This is a genomic window from Amycolatopsis sp. NPDC003865 (assembly GCF_053605345.1).
On sequence record NZ_JBSGJA010000030.1, the window covers coordinates 67,418 to 83,835 of the forward strand.

Annotated in this window: 17 protein-coding genes; 11 read left to right on the forward strand and 6 right to left on the reverse strand. The window is 72.1% G+C overall.

Features of this window, described 5'->3' with window-relative positions; translation table 11 throughout:
- Nucleotides 1–2: 2 nt before the first annotated feature.
- Together ACWEVP_RS44400 and ACWEVP_RS44405 are read left to right on the forward strand one after the other, a co-directional pair.
- Complete coding sequence (locus ACWEVP_RS44400; protein ID WP_452068604.1) at nucleotides 3–1,553, forward strand: sensor histidine kinase; 1,551 nt, start codon at nucleotides 3–5, stop codon at nucleotides 1,551–1,553.
- On the forward strand, nucleotides 1,550–2,224 hold the full coding sequence (locus tag ACWEVP_RS44405; protein ID WP_452068605.1) for a response regulator transcription factor: 675 nt from the start codon (nucleotides 1,550–1,552) through the stop codon (nucleotides 2,222–2,224). Before ACWEVP_RS44400 ends, ACWEVP_RS44405 begins: the two co-directional genes overlap by 4 nt.
- Here ACWEVP_RS44405 and ACWEVP_RS44410 read toward each other — a convergent pair.
- Nucleotides 2,169–3,314 (reverse strand): FAD-dependent monooxygenase, encoded by a 1,146-nt coding sequence (locus ACWEVP_RS44410; protein ID WP_452068606.1) that lies wholly within the window; start codon nucleotides 3,312–3,314, stop codon nucleotides 2,169–2,171. The genes ACWEVP_RS44405 and ACWEVP_RS44410 overlap by 56 nt on opposite strands.
- Before the next feature lie 50 nt (nucleotides 3,315–3,364).
- Here ACWEVP_RS44410 and ACWEVP_RS44415 point away from each other — a divergent pair, with 50 nt between their 5' ends.
- The gene (locus tag ACWEVP_RS44415; RefSeq protein ID WP_452068607.1) at nucleotides 3,365–3,898 is read left to right on the forward strand and encodes a TetR/AcrR family transcriptional regulator; all 534 of its coding nucleotides are present in this window, start codon (nucleotides 3,365–3,367) and stop codon (nucleotides 3,896–3,898) included.
- A 264-nt stretch (nucleotides 3,899–4,162) separates the two neighbouring features.
- On the opposite strand, the gene ACWEVP_RS44420 is transcribed toward ACWEVP_RS44415, so the two are convergent.
- The 4 genes from ACWEVP_RS44420 to ACWEVP_RS44435 all read right to left on the reverse strand — a co-directional run bounded on the left by ACWEVP_RS44420 (nucleotide 4,163) and on the right by ACWEVP_RS44435 (nucleotide 9,108).
- The gene (locus ACWEVP_RS44420) at nucleotides 4,163–4,927 is read right to left on the reverse strand and encodes an ABC transporter permease (protein WP_452068608.1); all 765 of its coding nucleotides are present in this window, start codon (nucleotides 4,925–4,927) and stop codon (nucleotides 4,163–4,165) included.
- The gene (locus ACWEVP_RS44425; protein WP_452068609.1) at nucleotides 4,924–5,838 is read right to left on the reverse strand and encodes an ATP-binding cassette domain-containing protein; all 915 of its coding nucleotides are present in this window, start codon (nucleotides 5,836–5,838) and stop codon (nucleotides 4,924–4,926) included. The genes ACWEVP_RS44420 and ACWEVP_RS44425 overlap by 4 nt, the downstream gene beginning before the upstream one ends.
- 70 nt (nucleotides 5,839–5,908) lie before the next feature.
- Nucleotides 5,909–8,281 carry an ATP-dependent helicase HrpB gene (hrpB, locus tag ACWEVP_RS44430; protein ID WP_452068610.1) on the reverse strand — a complete coding sequence of 791 codons (2,373 nt, stop codon included), beginning with the start codon at nucleotides 8,279–8,281 and terminating at the stop codon, nucleotides 5,909–5,911.
- Nucleotides 8,278–9,108 carry a glutamate ABC transporter substrate-binding protein gene (locus tag ACWEVP_RS44435; protein WP_452068611.1) on the reverse strand — a complete coding sequence of 277 codons (831 nt, stop codon included), beginning with the start codon at nucleotides 9,106–9,108 and terminating at the stop codon, nucleotides 8,278–8,280. Before ACWEVP_RS44435 ends, hrpB begins: the two co-directional genes overlap by 4 nt.
- 88 nt (nucleotides 9,109–9,196) lie before the next feature.
- Here ACWEVP_RS44435 and ACWEVP_RS44440 point away from each other — a divergent pair, with 88 nt between their 5' ends.
- The 7 genes from ACWEVP_RS44440 (at nucleotide 9,197) to ACWEVP_RS44470 (ending at nucleotide 13,720) form a co-directional block, all read left to right on the forward strand.
- Nucleotides 9,197–9,703 (forward strand): MauE/DoxX family redox-associated membrane protein, encoded by a 507-nt coding sequence (locus ACWEVP_RS44440; RefSeq protein ID WP_372669769.1) that lies wholly within the window; start codon nucleotides 9,197–9,199, stop codon nucleotides 9,701–9,703.
- 72 nt (nucleotides 9,704–9,775) lie between these two features.
- Entirely contained in the window at nucleotides 9,776–10,513 is a 738-nt protein-coding gene (locus ACWEVP_RS44445) for a DsbA family protein (RefSeq protein ID WP_452068612.1), read from the forward strand.
- A 109-nt stretch (nucleotides 10,514–10,622) separates the two neighbouring features.
- A complete protein-coding gene (locus tag ACWEVP_RS44450) occupies nucleotides 10,623–10,970 on the forward strand; it encodes a hypothetical protein (RefSeq protein WP_452068613.1) in 348 nt (115 codons plus the stop codon).
- Complete coding sequence (locus ACWEVP_RS44455) at nucleotides 10,967–12,094, forward strand: NlpC/P60 family protein (RefSeq protein ID WP_452068614.1); 1,128 nt, start codon at nucleotides 10,967–10,969, stop codon at nucleotides 12,092–12,094. The genes ACWEVP_RS44450 and ACWEVP_RS44455 overlap by 4 nt, the downstream gene beginning before the upstream one ends.
- Before the next feature lie 3 nt (nucleotides 12,095–12,097).
- Nucleotides 12,098–12,478 carry a YbaB/EbfC family nucleoid-associated protein gene (locus tag ACWEVP_RS44460; protein WP_452068615.1) on the forward strand — a complete coding sequence of 127 codons (381 nt, stop codon included), beginning with the start codon at nucleotides 12,098–12,100 and terminating at the stop codon, nucleotides 12,476–12,478.
- A gap of 5 nt (nucleotides 12,479–12,483) precedes the next feature.
- Nucleotides 12,484–12,984: a YbaB/EbfC family nucleoid-associated protein gene (locus ACWEVP_RS44465; protein WP_452068616.1), complete on the forward strand. Its 501-nt coding sequence runs from the start codon at nucleotides 12,484–12,486 to the stop codon at nucleotides 12,982–12,984.
- Nucleotides 12,985–13,285: 301 nt separating this feature from the next.
- Nucleotides 13,286–13,720 carry a hypothetical protein gene (locus ACWEVP_RS44470; protein ID WP_452068617.1) on the forward strand — a complete coding sequence of 145 codons (435 nt, stop codon included), beginning with the start codon at nucleotides 13,286–13,288 and terminating at the stop codon, nucleotides 13,718–13,720.
- A gap of 201 nt (nucleotides 13,721–13,921) precedes the next feature.
- On the opposite strand, the gene ACWEVP_RS44475 is transcribed toward ACWEVP_RS44470, so the two are convergent.
- Nucleotides 13,922–14,413 (reverse strand): mycothiol transferase, encoded by a 492-nt coding sequence (locus tag ACWEVP_RS44475; RefSeq protein WP_452068618.1) that lies wholly within the window; start codon nucleotides 14,411–14,413, stop codon nucleotides 13,922–13,924.
- A 154-nt stretch (nucleotides 14,414–14,567) separates the two neighbouring features.
- On the opposite strand from ACWEVP_RS44475, the gene ACWEVP_RS44480 reads away from it, so the two are divergent.
- Complete coding sequence (locus ACWEVP_RS44480; RefSeq protein ID WP_452068619.1) at nucleotides 14,568–16,394, forward strand: glycoside hydrolase family 3 protein; 1,827 nt, start codon at nucleotides 14,568–14,570, stop codon at nucleotides 16,392–16,394.
- Nucleotides 16,395–16,418 lie beyond the last annotated feature (24 nt).

The window sequence follows — 16,418 nt, forward strand, 5'->3', positions numbered from 1 at the left end:
CCGTGCGAGAGGTGACGAAGCGCAGGTGGCGCGTGGTGCTCGACCTGCTGCTCGGGCTGTTCCTGGCGTTCATCGTCGCCTCGGACACCGTCGGGTCGCGGTCGTACTGGGAGCTGGCGGGCGGTCTCGCCGTCGTCGCCGGCTCGGTCGCGACGGCCCGGCGGTACCCCGCCGTCTCGCTCGGTATCGCGCTGGCCGGGGCCCTCGCCGTGCCGTTCCCGTACCGCGACCGCGTGCCCGTCTGGGTGGTGTTCGTGCTGGTGGCGATGTGCTACCAGGCGGCGCTGCGGATGGACCGCGCCCGGCCGGGCCTGCTGATCGGCGCCGTCGTCGTCGTGCTCGGCCTGCCGCTGGCGCTGGCCGTCGGCCCGGACGGCGTCGGCGACTGGGCCTCGATGGTCGCGATCCTCGTGTTCGGCGGGCTCTCTCCATGGCTGCTCGGCCGGTACGTCCGGCTGCGCGGCGACTTGGCCCACACGGGCTGGCGGCGCGCCGAGGAGATGGAGAGCAGGCAGCAGCTGGTCGCCGACCAGGCCCGGCTGCGCGAACGCGCGCGGATCGCCGGCGACATGCACGACTCGCTGGGCCACGAGCTCAGCCTGATCGCGGTGCGCGCGGCGGCCCTCGAAGTCGCGGGTGGCCTCGACGACGCCCAGCGCGACGCGGCCGCGCAGCTGCGAGCCGGTGCCGCGGCCGCGACCGAACGGCTGCGGGAGATCATCGGCGTGCTGCGCGAGGACGCCGCGCCGGTCGAGCCGGTGCAGGGCGACCTCGGCGAGCTGCTCGCCAGGGCGCAGGCGTCCGGGCTGTGCATCGAGTCCACTGTGGATGTCTCGCTCGCGCCGCCGATGGTGGCGCGCGCCGCCTACCGCGTGGTGCAGGAAGCCTTGACGAACGTGGCGAAGCACGCGCCGGGGGCGGCCGTGACCGTGTGCGTCTCGAGTTCCGGCCACGAGACCGGGGTGAGCGTGGTGAACGAACGGCCGCCCGCCGGGCCGCTGCCGGGCGCCGCGTCCGGGCACGTGGGACTGATCGGGCTGCGCGAACGGGTCCGGCTCGTCGGCGGGACCCTCCGGGCGGAGCGCCGCGATGGCGGGTTCGCCGTCACCGCGACGCTTCCGCACGACGCCGGGCCGGCGGCGGAGACGGCCGAGCCGGCGGTGGGCGACTCGACGTCCGCGCGGGCGCTGGAGCTGGCCCGCCGCGACGTCCGGCGCAGCCTGGTGCTGGCGATCGCCGTCCCGCTGGCGCTGTTCGGGCTGGTCCTCGCGATCGGCGGGATCGCGTTCCTCCACCAGTGGAACACTTCGGAGCTGCCCGGCCCGGCCTACGACGGCCTGCGGATCGGGCAGGCGCGGGGCGAGCTGGCTCTGCCGGAGCGTCAGCGCGCCGCGCGGCCGACACGCGGCGAGCCGGCTTCGCCGCCGGGCGCCCGGTGCGAGTACTACGGCGCCGGGCGCTCGTTCCTGAACGACGACTACGCCGCCTACCGGCTCTGTTTCGCCGATGGCAGATTGGTTTCGAAGGACTGGTTCGCCGAGGGGGGATCGTGATCAGGGTCGTACTGGCCGACGACGAGGCGATGATGCGGGCGGGGGTGGCGGCGATCCTCGGCGCGGACCCGGGGATCGAGGTGGTCGCCGAAGCCGCCGACGGGCGGTCGGCGGTGGCCCAGGTGCTCGCGACGCACCCGGACGTCGTGCTGCTCGACATCCGGATGCCCGGCCTGGACGGGCTGGGCGCCGCGGCCGAGATCCGGCGGGTGCTGCCCGCGACCGGCGTCATCATGCTCACGACGTTCGGCGAAGACGAGTACATCGAGCGCGCACTGGGGCTCGGTGCGGGCGGGTTCCTGCTGAAGTCCGGTGACCCGCGCGAGCTCCTCGCCGGCATCCACGCCGTCGCCGGCGGAGCGGCGTTCCTCTCGCCGAAGGTGGCTCAGCGGGTGATCGCGCGGCTGTCGGGCAGCCGGCTCTCCCGGGCCGCGGCGGCGCGCTCGAAGGTCGGCCTCCTGACGCCGCGCGAACGCGAAGTGCTGGCACTGCTGGGTTCCGGACTGTCCAATGCGGACATCGCGGCGAAGATGTTCGTCGTCGAGGGCACGGTGAAGGCGCACGTGAGCACGATCCTGACCCGGCTCGGGGCGAAGAACCGGGTGCAGGCGGCGATCACGGCGTACGAGGCGGGACTGGTCGGGGGAGACGCGGAGGCCGCCACCCCGTGATCTCGCGGCCGGCCCGGACGGTGAGTTTCGCGGGAAGTGCTTTGAGCAGGGCTGTGCGGATCCTGATGGCGACCGGGTTGGTCAGCTGCGAGGTGAGCTTGCCCATCCGGACCGACTCGCGGACGACCTTCCGGCTGCGCCGCCGCCGTTGGTCGTCGTAGGCCTCGAGCGCTTCTTCGATGTCCTTTCGGGACAGTTCGGCCGCCAGGACGGTCGCGTCTTCGAGGGCCTGGCAGCCGCCCTGGCCGAGGAACGGCGGCATGGCGTGGGCGGCGTCGCCGAGCAGGACCACCCGGCCTTTCACGAACGTCTCGAGCGGCGTGGCCAGGTAGTGGAGGTCGTGGTGGAGCACGGCCTCCGCCGGGGTGGCCTCGATCAGGGCGGGGATGGGGTCGTGCCAGGTGCCTACCGTGCGGCGCAGGTGCTCCTTGGGGTCGGCGGGCCGGTGGCCCGGCTCGGTGGCGTAGGAGACGAACCAGTAGACGTCGCCGCCGGTCAGCGGGAGGACGCCGACCTCGGTGCCGCGGTCGAAGCTGGTGCCGAGCCCCACGCCGGGGAACCGCGTGACGCCGCGGAAGGCCGTGCTGCCGGAGTAGACCGGGCCGGTGTGGTCCGGGAAGAGCGCGCGGCGCACCCGGCTGTGGATGCCGTCGGCGGCGACGACGAGGTCGGCGCGGAGTTCTCCGCCGGTAAAGCGGACTCGCCCGTCTTCGTGGACTTCGGTGACTTCGGCGCTGGTCCGGAGGCTGCCGGCCGGTACCGCGTTCTTCAGGGCGGCGATCAGGTCCTTCCGGTGGATGGCGCCGAGCGGACGGCCGTGGAGGCGTTCGAACGCGGCGCCGTCGAACCGGGTGACCCGGCGGCCGCGCCGGTCGGAGAACCCGCCGTCGCGCTGCGGGGCGAGGCGGTCCCCGAGGTCGACGCCGAGTTCGTCGAGGCAGCGCAGCGCGTTCGGCCAGAGGGAGATCCCCGCGCCGACGTCGCCGAACTCTGGCGCCTGTTCCAGGACGGTGACGGTCCACCCGATCCGGTGCAGCCCGATCGCCGCGCCCAGCCCGCCGATGCCCCCGCCGACCACTACCGCGTGCATGCCGCCTCCTCTACATCTGTAGAGCACTCTACACCTGTAGAGTCCGGTCCGTGGACCGTGTTTCGATGATCGGTGACGCGGCGATCGAGGTGATCGCGGCCGAGGGCTTGCGCGGCTTGACGCACCGGGCGGTCGACCGGGCGGCGGGACTGCCGCTCGGCTCGACGTCGTACTACGCGCGCACGCGGGCGGCGCTGCTGTCGCTGACCTTCGCGCGGATCCTCGAGCTGGACCAGGTTTCTTCGCTGTCGGGCGGGTTGGCGGAGTCGATCGCCGGGTACGTTTTCGAGGCTCTGGGGGCGGGCCGGGCCCGGATGCTGGCGCGGTACGAATTCGCGCTGGAGGCGACCCGGCGGCCGGAATTGCGGGAACAGTACGACTCGGGCGGGGCGCTGATCCGCCGCCTGGCCGCGGAGACGCTGGCGGCGGCGGGATCGGCGGATCCGGTTCGGCACGCGGGGTTGGTGGTCGATTGGATGGAGGGGACGATCTTCGGGGCTTTGGCGGGGGCTTCGGCTCCGCCGTCACGGGAATCGCTGGTGGTGAGCGCGCGGGAGATCTTGCGCGGTATCGGGGTGGGCTGAGCCCGGTTGTCCACAGGGCTTCGAGGATGTGGACAACCAGGTCTCGGCGCGCGCTTTTCGTCGTTTTCTGCCGGGCGCTGCGGATACGCTGGAAGCGGGGGCTGCCCCCAGGGAGGGCGGGCTTTGCGGCTGGGTCGGGCCCCGCGACCGGGCCGGGCTTTCCGCTGCGCCGGGCCCGCGACCGGGCCGGGACCGAGTCTGGCCCAGTCGGACCTCACGCGTCGCGCCGGTCCGGGCCGGGACCGAGTCTGGCCCAGCCGGACCTCAGGCGTCGCGCCGGCGCAGCAGCGCCGTGCCTGTCACCGCGGCCGCCGCGGCCCACGTCGCGCAGATCGCCAGCCCCACCCACGGCGGGTAAGGCGCCGGGGACATCGTGATCGGGTTCGGCTGGCCCGGCTCGACCATCGCGTTCACCCCCGCGATGCCCGGGAAGTACGGCACCAGGTCCGGCAGCCCCAGCGAGGCCACGATCAGCGGCAGCGGTACCAGCAGCACGATCACCGTCACCAGCGTCCCGGCCGCGCTGCGCAGGGCCCACCCGATGCCCGTGCACAGCAGCCCCACCAGCGCGAAGTACCCGCCCATGCCGGACGCCGTCGTGAAGCCCGCCGCCAGGCTCGTCGGCAGGCCGTGGCCGCTCTTCACCGCGCTCGCCAGCGCCATGCCCGCGCAGGAAAGCAGCACCCCGAAGCCGAACAGCACCGGGAGCACGACCGCCGCCTTCGCGAGCGCCACCCGCGGGCGCACCGGGGTCCACAGCAGCGTCGACCGGATGCCGCCGCCGGCGTACTCGCTCGTCACGAACAGCGTCGCCAGCGCGATCACCGCGAACTGGGCCAGGTAGAAGCCGCCGCCGAGGGCGATCGTGTTCGCCGCCTCGGGGTCGCTGCCGTAGCGCTGGGCCATGCCGGACAGCGTGCTGTAGCCCAGCATCAGTGCCGCGCCCGCCGCCAGGCACCACCAGGTCGCCCGGACCGACCAGAACTTCGTCCACTCCGCGGCCACCGCCCCGGACACCGCCGTCCTCATGCCGTCACCCCGTACTCCACCGAAGAAGCGGTCAGTTCCAGGTACGCCTGCTCGAGCGACGCCGTCCGCGCGGCGAGGCCGTGCACGCGGATGCCCAGCTCGTGCACGAGATCGCCGACGCGTGTGACGTCGACGCCGTCCACCACCAGCTCGTCCGGCTCGCCGTGGTGCGTCCGCCCGCCCTCGGCGCGCAGCCGCCGATCCAGCGCGTCGCGTTCGGCGACGCCGGGCACGCGCACCGAGACCGTCGTGCGGGAATTGCCCGCGATGAACTCCGCGACCGGTGCGTCGGCGAGCAGCTTGCCCCGGCCGATCACGATCAGGTGGTCCGCTGTCAGCTGCATCTCGCTCATCAGGTGGCTGGAGACGAACACCGTCCGCCCCTCGGCGGCCAGTGACCGCATCAGCTGCCGGACCCAGCGGACGCCGTCCGGGTCGAGGCCGTTGACCGGCTCGTCGAACAGCAGGGTGCCCGGGTCGCCGAGCAGCGCGCCGGCGATGCCGAGGCGCTGGCCCATGCCGAGCGAGAACTGCCCGGCCCGCTTGCCCGCGACGTCGGAAAGCCCGACGGTCGCCAGGACCTCCTCGACGCGGCTCGTCGGAATGCCGTTGCTGCGCGCCATGGCCGTGAGGTGCTTGCCCGCGCTGCGGCCGGGGTGCAGTGCCTTCGCGTCGAGCAGCGCGCCCACCTCGCGCAGCGGGTGCCGCAGCTCGGCGTAGCGCCGGCCGCCGACCAGGACCTCGCCCGCCTGAGGGTGGTCGAGCCCGACGGTCATCCGCATGGTCGTCGACTTGCCGGCGCCGTTGGGACCGAGGAAGCCGGTCACCCGGCCCGCGGCGACGTCGCACGTCAGCGCGTCGACGACGGTCTTCTCCCCGTAGCGTTTCGTCAGGCCTCTGAGTGTGATCATGCCTCGGAGTCTGCGGGCCGCGGGGGTGCGCGGGCATCGGGCGACGGTCGTGCGCCGCCCCCGACTTTCGTCAGGTCCGGCGGCGGGTGTGCCGGGTCGGGACGGCGGTGGCCGGGTCCTCGGGCCAAGGGTGCTTGGGGTAGCGGCCGCGCAGGTCGGCCCGCACCGACGGGTAGCCGGTGGTCCAGAACGACCCGAGGTCCGCGGTGATCGCCGCCGGGCGGCCGGCGGGGGAGAGCAGGTGCAGGACGACCGGGACGCCGGCGACGGTCGGGGTTTCGGTCCAGCCGAAGGTTTCCTGCAGCTTGACGGCGAGCACCGGCTGGTCGCCGTGGTAGTCGACGCGGATGTGCGAGCCGGACGGGACTTCGAGCCGGTCCGGGGCGAGGTCGTCCAGCTCGGCCGCTTCCGGCCACGGCAGGAGGGCCTTGAGGGCGGTGCCCGCGTCGATGGTCGCCAGGTCGGCCTTGCGGCGGGCGCCGGACAGGTCGAGCCACTTGTCCACATCGGACAGCAGGGTGGTGTCGTCCACCGCGGGCCACGGACTTCCGACGACGCGGTGCAGGAAGGCCAGGCGCTCGCGGAGCCTGGCCGCGTCCTGGCTCCACTTGAGGAGACCGAGGCCGTTCTCGCGGAGGCCGGTGACAAGAGCGTCGTGGACGTCGGCGTCGCGCAGGGGGCGTTCGGAGAGCGTGATGGCGCCGAGCTTGCGGACCCGGCGGGCGACGACGTCGCCGTCCCAGGTGACTTCGTCCGCTTCGGACACGGGGGTGACGCGGGTGGCGAGGCGTTCGTCGGCGGCCGCGGCGAGGCGGATGGTGCCGTGCGCGCGGCCGGGATCGCGGGTGGCTTCGGCGATGGCCAGCCACTCGGAGTCCAGGCCGCTGCCGGGCGGGAGTTCGGCCGCGGTGCCGCCGGCCATGAGGTACACCGGCGCGCCCCCGGGCCGCCGCCGCGCGAGCCGTTCGGGATGAGCGAGCGCGACGACGAGAGCGGGGTCCGGCTTTCCCGCGCCGGTGACGAGCTTCGAAAGACGTTGTACCTCGCGCTTCCACCGCCGCGCGGGTTCGTCGCTCGCCGAGCGCAGCCTCCTCAGCTCCGCGTCGACGTCCGTCAGCGTGGCGCCCGCGTCCAGGAGCGCCACCACTTCGGCCGCGTTGCGGGCGCCCACCTCCGAGGCGCCGTCGAGCAATGCCCGCGCCAGCCGCGGGTGCAGCCCCAGCTCCGCCATCCGGCGACCGCGCCCGGTCACCACGCCGTCCGAGGTCGCGCCCAGCGTCTCCAGCAACGCGCGCCCCGCCGCCAGCGCACCCTCGCCCGGTGGGTCCCACCAGGCCAGGCCGCTCCCGTCCGGCGTCGACCAGCACGCCAGCTCCAGCGCCAGGCGCGCCAGCTCGGCCGTCCGGATCTCCGGCTCCGGGTACGCCGGGAGCAGGGACTGTTCGTTCTCCGCCCAGCAGCGGTACGCCCGCCCCGACCCCTCTCGCCCCGCGCGGCCCGACCGCTGCGTCGCCACCGCCGCCGACACCCGCACCGTGGCCAGGCCGGGGAGGCCACGCCGGTGGTCCATCCGCGGTACGCGCGCCAAGCCCGAGTCCACCACCGCGCGCACGCCCGGAACCGTCAAGCTCGACTCCGCCACCGCCGTCGCCAGCACCACCCGCCGCCGGTTACGCGGCCGCAGCGCCTCGTCCTGGTGGGCCGCCGACAGCCGGCCGTGCAGCGGCAAGACATCCACATCGGACAGATCCAGCAGCCCTGACGTCCGGGCGATCTCGCCCGCGCCCGGGAGGAACGCCAGCACGTCACCGTCCCCTGAGGACAGTGCCGTCCGCACCGCACGGGCCACGCACGCCTCGACGCGCTCGTTCCGCGCCGGCGGGACGTACGAGAACGACACCGGGTACGTCGGCGCGGTGGCGGTGATCACCGGAGCTTCACCCAGAAGTGTGGCCAGCCGCCCCGAGGCCACCGTCGCGGACGTCGCCAGCAGCCGCAGGTCGTCGCGCAGCCCCGCGCGGACGTCGAGGAGCAGCGCCAGCAGGAGATCCGCGTCCAGGTGCCGCTCGTGGCACTCGTCCAGCAGGACCGTCGCCACCCCGGGCAGTTCCGGGTCGCCCTGCACGCGCCGCACCAGCAGCCCCGACGTCACAACCTCGACGCGGGTCCGCGCCGACACCTTCCGGTCGCCGCGCACGGCGTACCCGACCGTCTCGCCGACCGGCTCGCCCAGGATCGCCGCCATCCGCGCCGCCGCGGCCCGCGCCGCCAGCCGCCGCGGCTCGGCGACGACCACCCGGCCGGTCCCGGACATGAGCGCCAGCGGCACCAGCGTCGTCTTCCCCGTCCCCGGCGGGGCGACGAGCACGGCCGTGCCGTGGGCGTCCAGCGCCGAAAGGACGTCGGGCAGGACCGCGCGAACGGGCAGGTCGGGCAGCTTCACTTCTCGGTGACCTCGGGTGGGGCGGGCAGCTGGTACCCGGACGGCCCGATGTTCGCGTTGAGCGAGCGCAGCCATTCGCCGGAGGAGATCATCTTGCGGATCGCGTCGTCGACCGCGGTCACGCCCTGGGTGTCGCCCTTGCGCAGGCCGACGCCGTAGTTCTCCTTCGAGAACGGCTTCCCGACGACCTTGAGCAGCTCCGGATCGCGCGTGACGTAGCCCGCGAGGATCACCCCGTCGGTGGTCATCGCGTCGATCTGGCCGGCGAGCAGCGCCGTCACGCAGTCCGGGTAGCGCGGATACTCGACCAGCCGCACGGCCTGCGCGAACTTGTCCTTGACCTGCTGCGCGGGCGTGGAGCCGGTGACCGAGCACAGCCGCCGGCCGTTGAGCGTCTCCGGGCCGGTGATGTCCGGCGACGTGCGCCGCACCAGCAGGTCCTGCCCGGTGGTGAAGTACGGCCCGGCGAACGACACCAGCTGCTTGCGCTTGTCGGTGATCGAATAGGTCGCGACGACCAGGTCGACCGTGCCGGAGGTGAGGTCCGTTTCGCGCGTCGCCGACGTCGTCTCGCGCCACGTGATGTCCTTCGCGGCGACGCCCAGTTCCGATGCGACGAAAGTCGCCACGTCGACGTCGAACCCGACGAACCGGCCGTCCACCGTGCGCTCGGAAAGCCCCGGCGCGTCGAACCGGATGCCGATGGTCAGGTGATCCGTGGCACTGGCGCGGGTGACCAGCGAGTCGGTCGGCGAGACCTTCCCCGGCCCGCACGCCGCCGCCGTGACCAGCAGCAACACCGAGCCGAGGAGCGTGCGCCACCGCATTCCGCCGCTCCCTCCACCGCCGCCGTGCCCTCACGAAGTTCTCAGGTCCTCCCGTTAGCCTAAGTGCGTGGTGCGACCGTCCCAACCCGTGCTGGACGCCGTCGGCACGCTCGCCCGGCTCGGGCTGGCGGCCGTCTGGCTCGTTTCCGGTGCGCTGAAGCTGGCGGATCCGGGGCAGACGCTGATCGCCGTCAAGGCGTACCAGGTGCTGCCGGACGCACTCGCCAACGTGGTGGCCATCGCGCTGCCGCTCGTCGAACTCGTGCTCGGGCTGTTCCTGCTCGCCGGCCTCGCGACCCGCTGGGTCGCCGGCGCCGCGCTGGTGCTGCTCGTCGTGCTCATCGCCGGGATCGCCCAGTCGTGGGCGCGCGGGCTGAGCATCGACTGCGGGTGCTTCGGCGGCGGCGGCCAGGTGGCGGCGGGGCAGACCGAGTACCCGCAGGAGATCCTCCGCGACTCCGGTTTCGCGCTGCTGGCGGTCTGGCTGCTGGCGCGGCCGCGCACCTGGCTGTCGGTCGACGGCTGGCTCGCGCGGGGTCGCGGGAACTCCACCGAGCCCGAGCACGACTACTCGGGTATCGCGGAAGGGAACTGATACACAGTGGGTGGAGCTGAGCGGACCGCTCGGAAGCGTCGTCAGGCCGCACAGGCCGGGGGAGCGAGGGCGGTGGCCCAGGCCAGGGGCGCGTCGGCCGACAAGCGGAAGTGGATCATCGGGATCGCCGCCGTGGTCGTCGTGGCCGCGCTCGTGATCGGCGGCGTGATCTGGACGATCTCGGACAAGAACAAGACCGAGGGCCAGACGATCGCGGCCGGCGGCACGTCGCTGACCGGGGACGTCACACAGAAGCGCGACGGCGTCGTCGTCACCGTCGGCAAGGCGGGCGCGAAGGCCACTATCGACGTCTACGCCGACTTCCTCTGCCCGATCTGCGGCCAGTTCGAGAAGACCTACAAGACCGAGGTCGAGCAGGCGATCAACGACGGCAAGCTGCAGGTGCGCTACCACATGGTGCCGCTGCTCAACGACCGCTCGGACCCGCCCGGCTACTCGCTCGACTCGGCGAACGCGGCGCTGGCCGCGGCCGACGCCGGCAAGTTCCTCCAGTTCCACGACTCGCTGTTCGCGAACCAGCCCGAAGAGGGCAAGCGCGGCTACGACAAGGCGCAGCTGATCAAGCTCGGCCAGGACGTCGGCATCACCGACCCGGCGTTCGCGCAGACGGTCAACGCGGGTACGTACGAGCAGCAGCTCAACAGCGCTTTCCAGCAGATCGAGAAGGACCCGAAGCTCGCCCAGGACTTCGGCAACGGGCAGAGCGGCTTCGGCACGCCGACGGTCACCGCGAACGGCGCGATCGTCAGCTGGCAGGACCCCACCTGGCTCGCGAAGGTCACCGGCTGAGTCCGGGCAATTCGCCCACTCGGGTAGGAGCCGTCGACTAGGCTGATCCCGCAGCAGGGGAACCGGGGGTCGCGCGCGCACGTCGCACCCCCGGTGACAGGGAGGGCCAGTGGACGGTTCGCATCAGGGGTTTCACGTCGATGAGGGCGCGTACGCGCGATACGCGCGCGAAGTCGACCCGCTCGGCGACGACGTCAAGGGCGCGGCCGACAAGCACGTCGGCCCGCACGTGACGCTCGGCGGCCACGGCTTCTCCGAGATGGGCGGCGAGTCCGGCTTCTCCGGCGCCTACAGCGGCCGGATGCGCGCGCTGCAGGAGAAGATGCACCGCGTCGGCGGCGGTTGGCGCCAGGTCGGCGAGGCCGCCCGGCAGACCGACCGCAACTACGCGGCGGTCGAGGCCGACCACGGCGACGTCGTCCGCAGACTCGGCACCGACCTCGGGGACCACGCGTGACCGAGCACCACACCGACCAGCTCGTCCGGCACAGCCTGGAACCCACCAACCAGTTCGCGCAGAAGCTGCGGCACGACCCCGTCGCGATCGGCGGGGCCAGGGACGCGCACTACGCGCTGCAGACGTCGGTGGGCCGGACCCGCGACCACGCCGCCGACCAGCGCGTCACCCTCACCTCGGCCAGCTCCGGGGCGACGACCGACCGCGCCACCACGACGTCGAAGAGCCTCGAGCAGGAGGTCCAGGACCTCCTCGACGAGAGCGCCGAGATCGAGAAGGCCGTCGCCGAGGCGGCCGAGACGCTGCACCTCGGCGAGATCAAGAACGACCAGGTCCGCGACCAGATCATCAAGGAGATCTCGGCGTCGATGAAGGCGCTGGCGGCGGTGAAGTCGATCCAGCCGCCGGAGAGCCGCGCCGCCGCCTCGCGCGACATCCTGATGAAGCTGCAGACGAAGATCAGCCAGCTCACCGGGCAGGCCGCGACCTTCAGCGAGCAGACCATCAACCAGCTCACCGACATCGGCACCCGGCTGGGCGGCCCCGAGCAGTCGACGTCGACGTCCAGCGCGTCCTCGACGAAGGTGGGCTCGTCGTTCAACAGCAACAGCGGCTACTCCGGGGGCGGCGACTCCGGCGGCGGTGGTGGCGGGGGAGGCGGCGGCGGTGGGGGCGGCGCCGTCCACAAGCCGCGGCTGCCGGTCGCGATCCCGCCGCAGCCCGGCAGCGGCGTCGCGATCAACCTGCCCGGCGGCAAGCAGGTCATGGCGCCGAACGAGACCGCGGCCAAGGCCGTGCGCAACGCGCTTTCGCAGCTCGGCGTGCCGTACGTCTGGGGCGGCACCGCGCGGGGCGTCGGTCTCGACTGCAGCGGGCTGACCATGACGTCCTACCAGGACGCGGGGCTGCAGCTGCCGCGGACGGCGGCGCAGCAGACGGTCGGGGCCGAGGTGCCCTCGATCGACCAGCTGCTGCCCGGCGACCTGGTCGTCTGGTCCGGGCACGTGGCGATGGTGATCGGCGACGGCCAGATGGTCGAGGCCGGCGACCCGGTGCAGATCAGCAAGATCCGCACCACCAACGCGGGGCAGTCGTTCATCGGTTTCTACCGGCCGACGGGGTGAGTCGTGGCTGAATTCGACGTGGACCTGGCGGCCGCCCGGATCGCCGAGCAGGCGGACCGCGTGGAGGCCGACGTTTCGGCCCGGCTCGAGCGCTCGGGTCCGGTGGTGGGCAAGGCGTCCTCTGCGGACAGCACCATCGAGGTCCAGGTGGCGCCCGGCGGGCTGCTGACCGGCGTGACGATCCACCGGTCCGCGCTGCGGCACGGGTCGGCGGTGCTGGCCGACCAGATCGTCGAGCTGGCCCAGCGCGCGACCCGCCGCGCGGGCGACAAGATGTACCACGCGCTGGCGCCGGTGGTGGACGCGTCGCAGCTGGAAGTCCTCGGCTACGAACCGATCCCGGACGACGACCCGGACGCCGACACCTACTCGTACGGAAGGTGAACGCCGTGGTCTCGACGCGTGACCTGATTTCCCAGGCCCGGGCCCGTGCAGCGGCCATGTCCAAAGTGGACGAGCTGCTCGCGTCCGCCACCGGCACCGCCCACGACCGGGACGGCCAGGTGGAGGCGACGGTCGACGGACGCGGCAAGCTGCTGCGGCTGTGGCTGGCGCCGTCGGCGGTGAACCTCGGCGAGGGCCTGGGGCCGCTGGTCGTGGAGATCGCCCAGGCGGCCATGCGCGAAGCGACCCAGGACGGCTACAACAAAGTGGCTCTGCTGCTGGGCGAAGACATGACGTACATGATCGAGCAGATGACCGGGATGCCGGCCCCGGCCCGCGCCGAGGACGACGACCCGGGCATGACGGTCGAGGAGTTCCAGCGGCTGCGGGCCGAGCGGCTCGGTTCGGCGCCTTCCGAATCGCCCGAACCGGTGCCGAGCGCCGAGGACGAGGACGCGTACTGGGAGTCCTTCGACCCGGCTTCGCTGCGCTCGGACCGCTGGTAGCGGCACGACGTCCGGAGGTTCCCGTTTTCGGAAACCCTTCGGGCTGGGGCAAAACGTCGCGGGGCCGCTTGACCCGTCCGGTCACGGCTGGCACTTTCGTCCTGGCGAGAGTGTCTCACCCGATCGGGTGGACGGAAGCTGAGATTCCGGCACTCTCCGAAACTGGGGTTGGTTAACGGGGAAACCGTACTTCATTGCAGCCGTCAGCGAATCCGGAAACGATCCGGATCGCTCAGCTGATGCAATTCACCTACCGCTCGCCCGGGTTTTTCCGTGCGAGTGCAAGAATGGGAGTAATACGATGCGCAACAAGATCGCGGCGCTGGCCGCGACGACCGCTTTGGTCGCCGGCGGCACGCTCCTGACCGCGACGTCGGCGTCGGCGAGCGTGGACCCGCCCGGCGGCAGCTGGGACCACACGTGGACCACCACGGACGGTGCCAAGGGTGGCACTGTCTACGTCGAAGAGAATGGCGACGTCGTGTCCGTCTGCGACTCGGCGGCCGACGGGCTCTCTGCCCGGGCTGATATCTCCGTCGAGGAGAGTTCCGTTCCGGGTGCCTACGACACCCGTTACACGCTCGTCGCCTCCGGTGGATTGGGATCTTGCGCCACGGCGAGGGCTTCCGATGGCGGCAAGCACGACCTCCCGGAACACTGGAACATCGGCGTCACGGTCTACCTGGGCCCGAACTACCAGCACCCGAGCACCCACTACTACCTCAACGATCACTAGCCGTCCGGACGGCCCGGTCGGGGGATCCCGGCCGGGCCGTCCGCGGTACCAGGATGCACGCGATGCGGGCCGGCTTGGCGGGGAGCCAGTCGATCAGGCGGGGCACCGCAAACGCCGTCCACCTGCCTTCGACGCGGTGGACCACCGGTCGGCAGCCGGCCCTTCCCTTCCGGCATCACCCGCCGGCCTACCGGGCCGCCGTCACGCCAGCTGGGCGGTGGAGTTCGCGCCGTCCAGGGCCTCGCGGATGATGTCCGCGTGGCCCGCGTGCTGGGCCGTCTCGTGGATCAGGTGCAGCACGATCCGGCGGGCCGACCAGAACTGCGGCTCCGGCGGTGACCACGGCGTCGCCGGCAGCTGGACTTCGACGTCCAGCGAGGGCAGGGAGCGCACGTACTCGTCGGTCTCGGCGGCGGCGGTCGCGTAGGCCGAAAGCCAGTGCGCGAGCGTCTCGCTCATCGTGTACTGCGCGGTGTCCAGCATGCCTTCCGGCAGGGACCCGTCGCGGGTGCGGAGAATCCGCAACCACAGGCGTTCGCCGGTCGCGAGGTGGCGGATCAAGCCGCCCAGGGTCAGTTCGCTGACCGTCGTGCGCCGGCCCGCCTGCTCGTCGGAGAGGTCGCGCGCCGGGATCAGCAAGCGCTTCCGGACTTCGGCCAGCAGGCCCAGCAGGTCTTCGTGTTCGCGAGTCATGAGGGCACCGTAGAAGCGAATTAGGTCAGTATCTGACCGGAACGCGCGATCCCGCTGAGCGGAACCCGAGTTCGGTCAGAGGTCTGGACCAACGCCGAAAGTCTGTGTCTTAATTCAAGGCGTGAATTTCGGTCTCTCGACGAGGAGGACCCGGATGGGTCTCGGACGCAGACTGGGCATCGGCGCGCTGGCCGTGGGGTTGCTGCTCGCCTCCGAAACCCCCGCCCTCGCCGGGAACGGCCCGGCCTACAAGGACTCCTGGCGGCCGGTCAAGGTCCGCGTGGCCGACCTGATGTCGCGGATGACCCTCGACGACAAGCTCGGCCAGATGATGCAGGCCGAACGGCTGGGCGTGAAGTCGCCGGACGACGTCACCACCGGGCGGCTCGGTTCGCTGCTCTCCGGCGGCAGTTCGCAGCCGACCCCGAACACGCCCGTCACCTGGGCCGACATGTACGACGGCTTCCAGAATGCCGCCCTCGCCACGCCGCTCGGCATCCCGCTGATCTACGGCGTCGACGCCGTCCACGGGCACAACGGCCTCTACGGCGCCACCGTCTTCCCGCACAACATCGGCCTCGGCGCGACGCGGGATCCGAACCTCGTGCAACGCATCGGCCGCGCCACCGCGGAAGAGGTCTCCGGCACCGGCATCGACTGGGACTTCGCGCCCTGCCTGTGCGTCGCCCGCAACGACCGCTGGGGCCGCACCTACGAGTCCTTCGGCGAGGTCCCGCAGCTGGCCACCGAGATGACGTCGATCATCACCGGCCTGCAGGGCCGCCGGCTGGACCAGCCGGGATCGGTGCTCGCCACCGCCAAGCACTACGTCGGCGACGGCGGCACCACCGGCGGTGTCAACGAAGGCAACACCGAGATCAGCGAGCAGGAGCTGCGCGCGATCCACCTGCCGCCGTTCAAGGCCGCCGTCCAGCGCGGGGTCGGCTCGGTGATGATCAGCTACAGCAGCTGGAACAGCGTGAAGCTGCACGCGAACTCCTACCTGGTCAACGACGTCCTCAAGAAGGAGCTCGGCTTCCAGGGCATCGTGGTTTCGGACTACAACGGCGTCGACAAGATCGACGGCAAGTCCGGGTTCACCCCCGAAGAGGTCGAGGCCTCGATCAACGCGGGCATCGACATGGTGATGGTGCCCTTCGAGTGGCAGAAGTTCATCGACACCCTGCGCACGCTGGTGCAGGAAGGCCGCGTGCCGATGTCGCGGATCGACGACGCGAACCGGCGCATCCTGACGAAGAAGTTCGAGCTCGGCCTCTTCGAGCACCCGCTGACCGACCGCCGGTTCCTGAACACGATCGGCAGCAAGCCGCACCGCGACCTCGCGCGCCAAGCCGTCCGGGAATCCCAGGTCCTGCTGAAGAACGAGAACCACGTGCTGCCGCTGTCCAAGCGGGACAAGATCTTCGTGGCCGGCAAGAGCGCGGCCGACCTGGGCAACCAGTCCGGCGGCTGGACGGTCGGCTGGCAGGGCACCAGCGGCCCGGTCATCCCCGGCACCACCATCCTGCAGGGCATCGAAAGCAGCTCGTCGAACGTCACCTACGCCAAGGACGGCACCGGGATCGACTCGAGCTACGACGTCGCCGTCGCCGTGGTGGGGGAGACGCCGTACGCGGAAGGCAAGGGCGACCGTCCACAAGGGATGGGCCTGGACACCACCGACCTCGCCACGCTGCAGAAGCTGAAGGACTCCGGCGTGCCGACGGTGGTCGTGCTCATCTCCGGGCGGCCGCTGGACATCGCCGCGCAGCTGCCGGACTGGGCCGGGCTGGTCGAGTCGTGGCTGCCGGGCAGCGAAGGCCAGGGCGTCGCCGACGTCCTCTTCGGCGCCTACAACCCGACCGGGAAGCTGCCGGTGACGTGGATGCGCAGCGCCGACCAGCAGCCCATCAACGCCGGCGACGGCAAGCCCGCGCTGTTCCCCTTCGGCTACGGCCTGCACTACTCGCGCCACTGGTGATCCCCGTCCCCCACCGGAAGGAAC

Bases quoted from the DNA above. Each gene is read 5' to 3' on its own strand.
- ACWEVP_RS44420 (WP_452068608.1), bottom strand. From the start codon at position 4,927: ATGAGGACGGCGGTGTCCGGGGCGGTGGCCGCGGAGTGGACGAAGTTC.
- ACWEVP_RS44425 (WP_452068609.1), bottom strand. From the start codon at position 5,838: ATGATCACACTCAGAGGCCTGACGAAACGCTACGGGGAGAAGACCGTC.
- ACWEVP_RS44475 (WP_452068618.1), bottom strand. From the start codon at position 14,413: ATGACTCGCGAACACGAAGACCTGCTGGGCCTGCTGGCCGAAGTCCGG.
- ACWEVP_RS44410 (WP_452068606.1), bottom strand. From the start codon at position 3,314: ATGCACGCGGTAGTGGTCGGCGGGGGCATCGGCGGGCTGGGCGCGGCG.
- ACWEVP_RS44480 (WP_452068619.1), top strand. From the start codon at position 14,568: ATGGGTCTCGGACGCAGACTGGGCATCGGCGCGCTGGCCGTGGGGTTG.
- ACWEVP_RS44435 (WP_452068611.1), bottom strand. From the start codon at position 9,108: ATGCGGTGGCGCACGCTCCTCGGCTCGGTGTTGCTGCTGGTCACGGCG.
- ACWEVP_RS44470 (WP_452068617.1), top strand. From the start codon at position 13,286: ATGCGCAACAAGATCGCGGCGCTGGCCGCGACGACCGCTTTGGTCGCC.